The sequence below is a fragment of the Polynucleobacter kasalickyi genome, from assembly GCF_900176405.1.
Classification (GTDB): domain Bacteria; phylum Pseudomonadota; class Gammaproteobacteria; order Burkholderiales; family Burkholderiaceae; genus Polynucleobacter; species Polynucleobacter kasalickyi.
The window spans coordinates 20603-33106 of sequence record NZ_FWXJ01000004.1; the positions used below are offsets into that span (position 1 = coordinate 20603).

Genomic DNA, 12504 nt, shown 5'->3' on the forward strand with positions numbered 1-12504 from the left:
AGGCACAAGCATCATCTTAGTTCGAAGAGTTCTTGACTAATTCATCAGCAATTTTTTCAGCAACCATAATCGTTGGAATGTTCGTATTGCCAGCAATTAAATTCGGCATGATGGAAGCGTCAACGACGCGTAAGTTTTGTACGCCGTAAACTTTGCCTGTCGAGTCCACAACGGCCATCGGGTCCTCACTATCACCCATTCGGCAGGAGCCTACAGGATGAAACATACCCGCAATGTTTTTTTGAACATGTTGTGCTAAATCTTGAGGGTTTTTGATTAGTGCATCTAAATCAATTGCATCACCGGTTAATCGGCTTAAAACAAAGTCGCTAATACCTGGCAAAATATTGAGAAGGGTAGCGAGGCGATTAGCTTTCGTGAAATTTTGAGGGTTGTATTCGTTCAACTGTCTCAAACGATCTGAAAATCTCACTGGGAATGGCTTGCCCATCATTCTTTTGATTTCAGAGTCAGCCAAAATTTCTACGGCCTTCGTGAAAGCCATCATCATTCTGGTGATATCCGCAGGATCGCTCAGAAAGTTAAATTCTGTGATGGGGTGGTCTTTACTGTGTGGACTTTGAATGGTCACATGCCCGGTAGATTTTGGGCGTAATACACAGGGCGCTAAATTACCTATCTGCAGTCCCATCGCGTTCCAAGAAGTCTTACTTTGCACATTTACATACAGATCACCTGGTGGGCAGTCTGGCAGTTGGGAAGAATAACGTAAGCTTGCACTGGGGTGCGTTCTTAAAGAAGAATCTTGCCGAGCATTTTTTTTGAGATGAAAGCCGATAAATAGAATGGGGTGATTTTGTAAGTTTTGTCCTACCCCAGGACGGTTAGCAACAACAGGGATTTGTAAGTTTTGTAAGAGCGAGGCATCGCCAATCCCAGATCGCATCAATAGTGCGGGTGAAAAAATCCCGCCACTACTCACTAATATTTCGTTTCCCTGATAGGTTATTTCTCCACTTGGGTTTTTGGCGAGAACCCCAGTTGCTCGCGTCCCATCAAATAGAATCTTTTCTACTTGCGTTTCATGAACCATGGTTAAGTTAGTACGCTGTCTAACTTGAGGAGTGATATACCTGAGTGCTGTAGATGCTCGTTGATGTGGGGTATTACAAATTGGCGTTGATCCATAGCCATCTCTAAAGTCAGCATTTGGATCACCAATGAGTGGAATATTGTGCTGTTCAGAATATTTGGCAATCGCTTTTGTGAGTGGTGGCCATTGCTCTTTCGATAGGCGCCGAATTGGGATTGGTCCACTTGTCCCGTGCATCTCATTGGAAAAATCAATATCAGTCTCTAATTTTTTAAAGTAGGGTAAAACATCTTCCCATGCCCAATTTTTTGCTCCGCAATTAACCCATTCTGCATAATCAGCTGGAGTTCCCCTAAGAGATACCATGCCCATCAGTGAGCCCCCACCGCCCATAATTTTCCCCTGTGGAAAATTACTCATGCCATTTTCAGCCTTGCGCCATGACACCTTGAAGTTAGGCCAGATGTACGACTTGTTGTAATAAGAGGTCGGATAGTTATCTAGGATATCTTCAGGTTCTTTGCCGGGAGGGGTGTCTTTCCCAGCTTCAATCAGTAGAACTCTAGTATTGGGATTTTCGGTTAATCTCGCAGCTAAAACACAGCCAGCAACTCCTGCTCCAATAATTACATAGTCGTAATGAGTATTCATCCTAGTCTCCTTTATTTTTATCATTCTTGAATTTTATGTGATTTTTTGCTCGAACCAAAACTTGAACCCTTCAGGTGGGCATCATCAGGCTAGTCTGGGACCGATGATTGATTAAAAGTAATTGATTTTCTTTGATTTTTTTCATGGCTCTGTAGTTTTAAAGGAGCGATAACAAACGATAAATTGTATAAAAACACCAACTTGGTGAAAAATTAATTTATTTGGTGCGAAATGGGGCTGTTGGTAAATGTTGGTGCATAAATTGAAGTTTTGAAGGGGTGGAATAGCGAATAATCACCATATTGATGCTTAATCACATTTGCTTTATTACATGCACAGGAGTTTTTGATGAATACTTATCGTCCTTACGATTCTGAACGTCCCTTATTTAGTAGCCATTGTAGTTGTGGAAGACATGCTTCAGATGCAGAACATAACAACGATTTATCTTTTAAAGTTGATGAAGAAAAAGCCAGTGCAGATTTTGTGGAAGCAAGCTTAGTGAAGGCCTTATTTCCCCAAGAAAGTCGAAGACGTGCTTTCTTAAAGGCAGTCGGTACTGGTGGTGCAATGAGCGCTTTATCTGGATTTTTGCCGATTGAAACTTTACAAGCGATGGCACAAGAAAAAGCGCCATTGGAAAAGACTGATTTAAAAATTGGTTTTATTGCCATTACCTGCGCAACACCCTTAATCATGGCTGATCCTTTGGGTTTTTATAAAAAGCAGGGCTTAAATGTCACGCTCAATAAAACAGCTGGGTGGGCTTTAATCAGAGATAAGATGCTGAACAAGGAACATGATGCTTCCCATTTTCTATCACCAATGCCTATCTCTATGTCAATGGGGCTTGGGTCTGATCCGAATCCAATGAGAGTTGCAACTATTCAAAACGTCAACGGTCAAGCGATTACTTTGGCAAATAAGCATAAAGATAAGCGTGACCCGAAGATGTGGAAAGGGATGAAATTTGCAGTACCGTTTGAGTACTCCATGCATAACTTTTTACTACGATACTATGTGGCGCAAGCAGGACTTGATCCAGATCGTGATATTCAAATTCGTGTAACTCCTCCACCAGAAATGGTTGCAAACTTAAGAGCTGGCAATATTGACGGCTTCCTAGGGCCTGATCCATTTAACCAAAGAGCCGTTTTTGATGAAGTTGGATTTATTCATATTCTGACGAAAGAAATTTGGGATGGTCATCCTTGTTGTGCTTTTGGTACCTCTGAAGAGTTTATTAAGAAAAATCCAAATACATTTGCGGCTCTTTATCGCGCAGTTTTAAATGCTTCTACGATGGCACGTGATCCTGCGAATCGGCCGCTGATTGCCAAAGTTATTTCACCGGCAAATTATCTTAATCAACCTGAAACAGTCGTGATGCAAGTGTTAACAGGTAAGTTTGCTGATGGTCTAGGAAATGTTCAAAATGTACCAGATCGTATCGACTTTAACCCGATTCCTTGGTATTCGATGGCGACTTGGATGTTAACCCAAATGCAACGCTGGGGTTATGTGAAGGGGGATGTGAATTACAAAGATATTTCAGAAAAAGTATTTTTGCTGACAGATGCCAAAAAATATATGAATGAAATTGGAGTTGCAGTCCCAGCAGACGCAAAGTCAGGTTACAAAAAAGTGAAGATTATGGGTAAAGAATTTGACCCTACTCAACCTGCAGCCTATTTAAAGTCGTTTCCATCAGTTAAAGCATAAAGTAAGGGTTAGATATGAAAAAACTTTCGATCAAAACGAAAGGGTCGATACTTTCGGTATTAATTTTGTTGTTTATTTTGTTCGTATGGCACATTGCAACTGCACCTAAAAAAGTAGCAGCACCGGTAGCATCTACTACTAGTAGCGAATACCAGGCACTCATGGGGCAAAGTAGTGATGGTGGCAATAGTATGGACTCCGTGCCGAAGTCTGGCTTTCCAACGCTGACGCAAATGGGACAAACTTTTGTAAAACAGTTATCTCATCCTTTTTACGACAATGGGCCTAATGACAAAGGTATTGGAATCCAGTTAGCTTATTCTTTAGGCCGTGTGGGTTTAGGGTTCTTCTTGGCAGTATTGGTCGCGATTCCTTTTGGATTTGTGATTGGTATGTCTCCACTCATCTACCAAGCATTCAATCCATTTATTCAAATTTTTAAGCCGATATCGCCCTTGGCTTGGATGCCAATTGCTTTGTACACGATTAAGGATTCATCCATCTCTGGTATCTTTGTGATTTTTATTTGTTCGGTTTGGCCGATGTTACTCAACACTGCCTTTGGTGTAGCAAATGTTCGTAAAGAACTCATTAATGTCACCAAAACCCTAGAAGTATCTCCTTTAAGAAAAGCATTTTTAGTCATCCTGCCTGCTGCAGCCCCAACCATTTTGACTGGTATGCGAATCTCGATGGGTATTGCATGGCTAGTCATCGTTGCTGCTGAGATGTTGGTTGGCGGAACTGGTATTGGTTATTTCTTATGGAATGAATGGAACAACTTAGCACTTTCTAGCGTGATCTTTGCCATTTTGATGATTGGTTTGGTTGGAATGTTGTTAGATATTATCTTTGCACAATTACAGAAGGCGGTGTCTTATGCAGACTGAGAATACATTTTTAGCGGTTGAGAATCTCAGCAAGTCCTACAAATCTGATGGTCCTCCGGTATTTGATGGAATTAATTTTAATATTGAGCGCGGGGAGTTCGTTTGTATTATTGGCCACTCTGGCTGTGGAAAAACTACGATTTTAAATGTGTTAGCTGGGTTAGAAGATGCAACCACAGGCTATGCTTATATGCTTGGCCGTGAAATTAAAGGGCCTAGCTTGGATCGGGGCGTAGTTTTCCAAGGCCATGCATTAATGCCTTGGATGACGGTATTGCAAAACGTTTGCTTTGCGGTGAAGTCTAAATATCCTGATTGGAATCGGGAGAAGATTGCAACTCATTCTAAAAAATACTTAGAGATGGTTGGTTTAGTCAATGCAGAAAATAAGAAGCCTTCAGAATTGTCAGGTGGTATGAAGCAGCGTGTTGGTATTGCTCGTGCTTTTGCAATTGAGCCAAAAATGCTTTTATTAGATGAGCCATTTGGGGCACTTGATGCATTAACTCGCGGTGTGATTCAAGATGAGTTGTTGAAAATTTGTAGTGAAACAGCACAGACTGTATTTATGATTACACATGATGTGGATGAGGCCATTCTATTGTCTGACAAGATCATGTTAATGAGTAATGGTCCGAATGCACGTATCGCTGAAATTGTAGTTAATACTCTGCCAAAAGACCGTAAAAGAGCTAACTTACATCATGACCCAATGTATTACCCAATGAGAAACCATTTAGTCGATTTTCTGGTCAATCGCTCAAAAGATTTACAGGCTAAAGGTGCCTCAGGTGGGTTGGATGGTTATCAGCCAGTCATCGTAAGACCCGGCGTTGATGAATCGCATACACACTAATTTGAAATTTTATTTAAGGAGAAAACATGGATCGCTCAGTTGTTACACAAAAAATTATTGAAGCAAAAGTTCGCAAAGGGATGAAGTGGAGTGAAATTGCTACTTCGATTGGTGAGTCAAAGGAGTGGGTCACTGCTGCATGCCTCGGTCAGATGACATTTACTAAGGCGCAAGCTGAAGTGGCTGGTAAATTGTTTGAACTTACTGATGAAGAAATGGCATGGTTACAAATTGTTCCTTATAAAGGTTCTTTACCTACAGCAGTGCCTACAGATCCACTGATCTATCGTTGGTATGAGATTGTTAGTGTGTATGGCACAACCATTAAAGAACTCATTCATGAAGAGTTTGGTGACGGAATTATGAGTGCGATTGATTTCTCGATGGACATTCAGCGTGAACCAGATCCAAAAGGTGATCGCGTTCAGGTCGTGCTATCTGGTAAGTACTTATCCTACAAAACTTATTAAGTTTTATTCTTATACTTTAAGAGGCCTATTTTTCAATAGGCCTTTTTTCATCTTGAAAGATATTTTTTCTTTTTCAAAAAGTGCCCAAAGAGTTTTTTTACAACTGTTCAATTATGGGTTTAATCTCAATAAATCAATGGGGTAAATAGTTATTTACTAGGCCAAGCTTGATGGTCAAGATCATCTACCTTTTTCACAGAAATTAGCCCTTTTTTAAATGGTTTTTATTGATTGCCTTTACAGAGTGAATTTTTAAGTTTATAGTTGGGGGTAAATAACTTACTAATTGCTTGTTTTTAACTTGGCAGTGGAAATAATGTCTAAACCATCAAAACTTCATCGTCTCATTGCTACCGTAACTAAAGATGTTATGGAGCATCCCAATGACTTAACCCGTCATTACATGGCTGAATTAGGTATTTCACGCGTTGCCGCAAATAACTATATTAATCAGTTGGAGGAGCAGGGGTGGATTGCTCGAAGTGGCCCATCTACAAGGCCAGTTTTTAGTCTTGGGTATAAAAGACATGTATCAAAACTTTATGAGATCGATAGTCTTGAGGAGGACATTGTTTGGATAAAAGACTTTAGGCCGTACTTTAATCTTTCACAAAATGTTTTGAACATTGTAAATCACGGTTTTACAGAGATGCTCAATAATGCCATTGACCACTCTGGTGGAGGTGAGGTTTTTATTTGGGCTCGTCAAACAGAAACACGTTTTACCTTGGCGATATCTGACAATGGAATTGGCATATTTGCAAAAATCGCTTCTGCTCTTAAATTGCCAGATATGCGGCAAGCTCTTTTTGAATTGTCAAAGGGCAAATTTACAACTGACCCAAGTAGACATAGTGGTGAAGGCGTATTTTTTACTTCTAGGATGTTTGATTGGTTTGAAATAAATGCAAACAATTTAGAGTTTCACCATGATAATAAATTTGAAGAGGATGTATTACACGAGGCTAAAGGGATATTTCCGGATGGTACAGTCGTATTTATGAGTATTGCTCTCAACAGTACAAGAACAACGGCTGATATATACGCAGAATACACAAATGCTCCCGATGATTTTGATTTTTCTAAAACTGTTGTACCAATGAAGTTGGCTCAATATGGGGAGGAGCATTTGGTTTCAAGATCACAAGCTAAAAGGCTGATAGCCAGATTTGACAGGTTCAAAAAGGTTGTGCTTAATTTTGATGAAGTACAGGAAATAGGTCAGGCCTTTGCGGATGAAATTTTTAGGGTTTACGCTAATAAACACCCTGACGTTGAACTAATCCCAAAAAATATGACTAAGCAAGTTGAAAAGATGTGGTTGAGAGCTGTAGCCCCAAGGATATAAGATTTTGTTATGCTCCCCACGAACTCTTTTATTGCAGATCGTGTTTATTGGTGGATGATTTCGTTTATTTAAATGTGGAGTTTATAGGATCCAATTTCGTGGATTGTGGGTTCAAATTTGCAATTGATTCATAAGTGCAAAAATTTTTTAATTAGTACCAAGCTACTTGATCTTAATAAGTTAAAAAATTCTCCAGGCTGAGTGCTGAAGAGGAGATGCTTATTAAAAGTAAAAGGAAAGCCAATATTTTGGAAAAAACCATTGGATTTATTGTGACCAACCTTTATCCAGAGTCTTTCAAAACTAGTTGAGTTGAACTAGTAATTGTTAAATTATTGAATTCATCAGAATCTCAATAGATCTGTGTCTATTGTTAAAACTCAGAAAACCTATTTAAAAGTTTGTGTCAATTAAAACACTTAATAAAAAAGTGAAATTGTTACGTTTTGCTCGAGATTGATATTGACAGTAACATTAATTACTGTCAATATAACACCATTCACTGTATTTTAAGCTGACAACACAATAAAGAAACATATGGGCTATTTTATTGAATCAAATCTAGACTTTGTCGGAAATTCCGAAGATTTGGCTAGGGTGGCAACAATTGCTGCACAAGGGCTTTTTCTACCAGGTGATCATGACAAAATTAATGAAAGATTGATTCGTTACTATGTAACTGAGGGCTTAGTAACTCGTCCTAAACGGATTGGTCGCGATGCCGAGTATGGATATCTTCAACTGTTACAGTTTTTAGCAAGTCGATTTTTGGTAGAGCAGGGTTACCCCCTTGCGAAAGTAGCACCCTATATTCAAGCATTAGAAAATAAGCAATTAGAGGACTTGGTTGTTCAGCAACATAAACCGAATCTCGCCGAGTTATTAGTTGCCGCCTATCAAACCCCATCATTAAAATTGAGGCAATCTAGGCTCTCCGATGAGAAAAAAATTAGCCCGCCAAAGCGCTCCCTTAAAGATTTTTTAGATGACGAAGAAAATGCAGAAACATTAATCCAGCATCAAAAGAAATTCTTCATTTCTGAAAACCAAGGCCAGAAGGAGAAGTCCTTACGCGAAGTGAACGCATTTAACCTAACAACGCTTGAAGTTTCGATTCAAGAAATCAATAAAAAGATGTTTCAACTCAAAGAACAGTTATATCGTCAACAAAAGGAAAGTCAGTTGGAAATGCGTCATTTACAACAGGCAATCGATCAAATTCAGTACTCAATAAGTCAAGTTCTAGAAACATCGAATCAAAGATTGTTGAACTTCATGATGGAATTCAAGAAAAATGAACAGAGACAGGCTCAAGAAATAAGCCTGCTGGCTGAGAAAATCAAATTAATAGAACAGAATTCTTTGCAAAAGAATACTCAACGCAGTGCCGGAGATGACAAATGATGAATCACCGAAGATGACCACTAGCGAAAATGAGTGCTAAGTAAAGGTGTTATCCCAATAACCCTTGTGTAACTTGAAGTAAATAAACGCTTTAGAGATTTACAGGTACCAGTAAAAAATAATTAGGTAATTAAAAATTGACTAGCAATAGTCAAGGGGATTTTTTTACCTTAAAAAGTAGTTGAAATTTCACCTCAGTAATGAAGTTATTTAAAACTCTGTAAGGAAATGAAAAGATGTCAAATCAAAATATTTTTGACGTAATCGTCAACACTCGCAAGGAAGTCATCACCAATTCAATGGATTCGCTGGATATTTTATTACGTATCCGCGCCAATGAAACAGCAAAGGCAAAGCGAACTCCACTCGCTATATCCATCGTAATTGATCGATCTGGCTCTATGTCTAATGGCAGATTAGAAGAGGCGAAGCGATGTTCCCTTGAATTACTAAATCGATTAGAAGATACCGACAAGATTTCGGTCGTTATATACGATTCAACGGTTCATGTTTTATTAGAATTAATGAATGTCAATATAGCAAAATCAATCTTACCAAACAAGCTAAGAAAAGTTGATACAGGAGGTTGTACTGATTTGCATGGCGGCTGGTTAAAAGGTGCAGAAACCTTAGCACCTTTAACAAATAACGATTATGTTTGTAGGGTCATCTTGCTCTCAGATGGTCAAGCAAATGAAGGTTTGATTAATGAAGATGCAATCGCTGCTCAAGTAAAAGACTTGGCATTAGCCGGAGTGACAACGACAACTGTTGGTATTGGTGAGGGATTCAATGAATCGCTCATGACAAAAATGGCCAACGCTGGCCAAGGCAATGCTTGGTATGGGCAGCGCGTTGAAGATCTTAAAGAATCTTTTGAAGCGGAAATTAGTTATTTAAGTCATATCATTTGGAAAAATGTCAGAGTAGAAATATCTAGAAACTTGATGCAAGTAAAAGTTCATAATGATTACATTAAAAATGAGCATCAACAGTATTGTTTACCCTCTATTGCCATTGGTTCAGAAGTTTGGTTAGCGGTATCGATTCCAATGATTGAGGTGGGGGTGCTGCAGGCGAATGGTAAAAATGTAGATTTTAATATTTGTGCGATTGATGCAGATGATGTTGAACATGCTATGACTGTTCAATTGCCAATCTTAGAGATTGTGAGCCAATCTGAATATTACCAAGCCAGTAGTAATCCGATGGTAGTGCAACGTTATCAAGAAATTGAAATTGCAGATATTCAGAAAGAGATCAATCGCTATGTGGAGCGTCGTGATTGGGTTCGTGTAGATAGCATGATGCAAAATCTACGAGAGCGAGCAAAAGATAACCCTTGGTTAGAAAATACCATCAAGTATATCCAAAAATTAGTCGATCAACGTGACTATAACTCAGCCAGCAAAGAGCTTCAATACTCTATTCGATTAATGAAAAATCGATTAACAGAGCGAGATGAACAGATGTTTGAAAATAGAAGCTTTGAAGAGAGCAAGCCACAATTCTTGAGGAGAAAATCTGCGCAAGGAAGAAACAGTCAATCACAAGAGGAATAAATGTTGCGGTTGCAACGAAGTGTGATGCGTTAAAAAATGGGAGAAGGTCTTATCAGATTAAAAAATAAGGCCTTCTAACGATACATTCTTAAGAAAAATCTTCGGATGAATAAAAAAATAATTAACTTTGACATCAACACTATAAAAATCTACCGAAACTTTTAAAGTTAAATAATGGTTTGATTTAAGCTCATTATTTGATCTTGAAGAATTTTAAAATTGAATGAATAGCTTCTGATTAAGCCCATACTATTGATACAGCATATTTAAAAATATTGAAGTCATGCTGTTATTCGTAATGCTTTGTTTAAACATGAAGAAAGTACATTAAATGCTGAACCTATATTAATACTTTTAGGTGGTATTTTGATTGATAATCAGAAATATGTTAATTAAATTAGTACTGATGATTTTTAAAAATTGAAGAATAAATGCTTAACAACATAACTCAGTTTTTTCATAGTCTTACTAGTGAAAATGAAAAAATACTAATCAATCAAAATTGCATGACATGTAAAAATTCCACTATCAATTAAAACCAATAAAAAATATAAATTTGGAAAATATATGAGCAAAAAAATGCAAATTGCATTAGGTGCAATTAAGGGCGCTTTAATTGGTGATGCCGCGGGCTCTGTGATGGAGTTTAAGTTTTTAGATCGTCTCCCCAATGACTCAGATGTCGTTAATGCACTTTCTTTAAATGGGGGAGGAGTCTTTAGACTTGCCCCCGGACAAATTACAGATGATGGGGAGTTAACGCTCAGCCTTTTGAATTCATTGCGGCAACATCATGGAATATATGTTTCCGATATCGTTGCACATCATTACCTGATGTGGATTGATTCAAAACCATTTGATGTGGGTCGGGCAATTAGTGCTGCTCTTTATGTGCACAAAGATCAAAGAAAAATTGATGGATTAGCTAGCGCCCTGCAAAAGCGAGCACTCCAATTTAATTCTGACTCCAAGGCAAATGGTTGTTTAATGAGAGCAACTCCATTGGGAGTGGCGGCATTTAATATGACAATAGAGAATGCCATCAAAATGGTTAAGACAGATGTCAGAATGACCCATCCTCATCTTGATTGTCAGGATGCAACTGTGGCCTATGTTTTGGCGATTCGCCATCTGATGTTTTTTCCTGAGGATCATCTCGGAGCGGTAACCGTAGCCAAGGACTATTTAACAGATAACAATCCTGATGTGAAATCTTGGTTAGATGCAGCGCTTGAAGGAAACTTACCGCAAGCATTTCCTCTGGATGGATTTATTAAAAATGCATTTTCTTATGCTTTTTATCATCTCTCTCAAAACGCTGCCTATGAATTTGCTCTTGCAGATACTCTAAAGCGTGGAGGAGATACAGATACTAATGCCTGTATTGTTGGCGGTTTGATAGGAGCACTTCGGGGGATTAAACAAATTCCATCTGAGATGGTCGAAAAGTTAGTGAACTGTGATGTGAAAACAGGGCTAAAGCCAAGAGGTGACAATTTTCATCCGAAAAACGTACAATCCTGGTTACATTTCGTCCCGACAGAAGAGAGCTGAAGATGAAGTTGTAAGATGTTTTCATCAGCAAAAAAGGGACTCAATAGAGTCCCTTTGTGTTTGAGGCAATATTAGTAACTACCTGGAATGATACCTGGTGGCAAGCTATAACAGTAATCAGAGATATCCGATGGTTTAGTCACCCACACACGGTCGATATTTGGATGGTTTAAGCAATGCTTTAATGCCAAACGAAGATTACGTAATCTAAAGGGTTGACCAAATACGTATGGGTGAATGGAGATATTCATCACTAGAGGATGAGCAATACATTGCTCGATCATTTCATCAAACTGATCAACAATCATGTCACAAAAATCAGTCGCATCTTGTTTACGATGAATAATAACCTGAGAGTCATTCAGTTCAATTGGATACGGAATTGATAGGATGGGGCCACTTCTTGTCTTGATCCAAATGGGTTGATCATCCATTGGCCAGTCCATTAAATACTGAAACCCCGCCTCCTTTAGCAAGTCTGGGGTAAAAGATGTTTCATAGGCACCTGCCCCCATCCAACCTTTGGGAGCGACACCTTCATGCTTGATAAAAGTATCGACGACTTCTTGAATAATTCTTTGTTCATCGGCTTGCCACATTCCACGGAGATTTTCCGCGTTAGTGCGACCATGCGCGACAAATTCATCACCACGATTACGAATAGCTGTCATGACCTGAGGTGCATATTCATATAACAAACTATTTACGTTGTGTCCGACTGGAATGCCAAGTTCATCAAATAATTCGAAGAAACGCCAAATACCAATGCGGTTCCCATAGTCACGCCATGAATAATTTCGATGGGTTTGTGGCTCACCTGTTTTGGCTGGATCATGTCCAAGGCCCGCACCAAATGCAAAGCATTCCACATTCGTAGTGATCGTAAAAGCTAAACGCTTCCCACCTGGCCAACTATAGTCTTTGCGCTCAGTGAGTGGAACATAATCGTAACGATTGTGTTTAGGTAAGAGTGGTAATGAATTCATAACATCC

10 protein-coding genes are annotated in these 12504 nt (G+C 38.9%); 8 read left to right on the forward strand and 2 right to left on the reverse strand.

Annotated features, from left to right (window positions below; all coding sequences use genetic code 11):
- Positions 1-16: 16 nt before the first annotated feature.
- Positions 17-1705, reverse strand: coding sequence for a GMC family oxidoreductase (locus tag B8983_RS04770; protein WP_159460814.1), 1689 nt, complete (start codon positions 1703-1705; stop codon positions 17-19).
- A gap of 348 nt (positions 1706-2053) precedes the next feature.
- Here B8983_RS04770 and B8983_RS04775 point away from each other — a divergent pair, with 348 nt between their 5' ends.
- The 8 genes from B8983_RS04775 to B8983_RS04810 all read left to right on the forward strand — a co-directional run bounded on the left by B8983_RS04775 (position 2054) and on the right by B8983_RS04810 (position 11511).
- Entirely contained in the window at positions 2054-3427 is a 1374-nt protein-coding gene (locus B8983_RS04775; RefSeq protein ID WP_084282999.1) for a CmpA/NrtA family ABC transporter substrate-binding protein, read from the forward strand.
- Positions 3428-3441: 14 nt separating this feature from the next.
- Positions 3442-4317: a nitrate ABC transporter permease gene (ntrB, locus tag B8983_RS04780; RefSeq protein WP_084283000.1), complete on the forward strand. Its 876-nt coding sequence runs from the start codon at positions 3442-3444 to the stop codon at positions 4315-4317.
- Complete coding sequence (locus B8983_RS04785; RefSeq protein WP_084283001.1) at positions 4307-5173, forward strand: ABC transporter ATP-binding protein; 867 nt, start codon at positions 4307-4309, stop codon at positions 5171-5173. Before ntrB ends, B8983_RS04785 begins: the two co-directional genes overlap by 11 nt.
- Before the next feature lie 26 nt (positions 5174-5199).
- The gene (gene cynS / locus B8983_RS04790) at positions 5200-5643 is read left to right on the forward strand and encodes a cyanase (RefSeq protein WP_084283002.1); all 444 of its coding nucleotides are present in this window, start codon (positions 5200-5202) and stop codon (positions 5641-5643) included.
- Positions 5644-5929: 286 nt separating this feature from the next.
- Positions 5930-6991: an STAS-like domain-containing protein gene (locus B8983_RS04795; RefSeq protein WP_143736102.1), complete on the forward strand. Its 1062-nt coding sequence runs from the start codon at positions 5930-5932 to the stop codon at positions 6989-6991.
- A 537-nt stretch (positions 6992-7528) separates the two neighbouring features.
- On the forward strand, positions 7529-8395 hold the full coding sequence (locus tag B8983_RS04800) for a MerR family transcriptional regulator (RefSeq protein WP_084283004.1): 867 nt from the start codon (positions 7529-7531) through the stop codon (positions 8393-8395).
- Positions 8396-8631: 236 nt separating this feature from the next.
- Positions 8632-9957 carry a vWA domain-containing protein gene (locus B8983_RS04805; RefSeq protein ID WP_084283005.1) on the forward strand — a complete coding sequence of 442 codons (1326 nt, stop codon included), beginning with the start codon at positions 8632-8634 and terminating at the stop codon, positions 9955-9957.
- Between the two features lie 567 nt (positions 9958-10524).
- A complete protein-coding gene (locus B8983_RS04810; RefSeq protein ID WP_084283006.1) occupies positions 10525-11511 on the forward strand; it encodes an ADP-ribosylglycohydrolase family protein in 987 nt (328 codons plus the stop codon).
- A gap of 71 nt (positions 11512-11582) precedes the next feature.
- Here the strand turns inward: B8983_RS04810 and B8983_RS04815 are convergent, their stop codons facing one another.
- The gene (locus tag B8983_RS04815) at positions 11583-12497 is read right to left on the reverse strand and encodes a polysaccharide deacetylase family protein (RefSeq protein ID WP_084283007.1); all 915 of its coding nucleotides are present in this window, start codon (positions 12495-12497) and stop codon (positions 11583-11585) included.
- Positions 12498-12504: the final 7 nt, after the last annotated feature.

Excerpts from the sequence above, each read along its gene's own strand:
- B8983_RS04770 (WP_159460814.1), bottom strand. The coding sequence starts at position 1,705 with ATGAATACTCATTACGACTATGTAATTATTGGAGCAGGAGTTGCTGGC.
- B8983_RS04775 (WP_084282999.1), top strand. The coding sequence starts at position 2,054 with ATGAATACTTATCGTCCTTACGATTCTGAACGTCCCTTATTTAGTAGC.
- ntrB (WP_084283000.1), top strand. The coding sequence starts at position 3,442 with ATGAAAAAACTTTCGATCAAAACGAAAGGGTCGATACTTTCGGTATTA.
- B8983_RS04785 (WP_084283001.1), top strand. The coding sequence starts at position 4,307 with ATGCAGACTGAGAATACATTTTTAGCGGTTGAGAATCTCAGCAAGTCC.
- cynS (WP_084283002.1), top strand. The coding sequence starts at position 5,200 with ATGGATCGCTCAGTTGTTACACAAAAAATTATTGAAGCAAAAGTTCGC.
- B8983_RS04800 (WP_084283004.1), top strand. The coding sequence starts at position 7,529 with ATGGGCTATTTTATTGAATCAAATCTAGACTTTGTCGGAAATTCCGAA.
- B8983_RS04805 (WP_084283005.1), top strand. The coding sequence starts at position 8,632 with ATGTCAAATCAAAATATTTTTGACGTAATCGTCAACACTCGCAAGGAA.
- B8983_RS04810 (WP_084283006.1), top strand. The coding sequence starts at position 10,525 with ATGAGCAAAAAAATGCAAATTGCATTAGGTGCAATTAAGGGCGCTTTA.
- B8983_RS04815 (WP_084283007.1), bottom strand. The coding sequence starts at position 12,497 with ATGAATTCATTACCACTCTTACCTAAACACAATCGTTACGATTATGTT.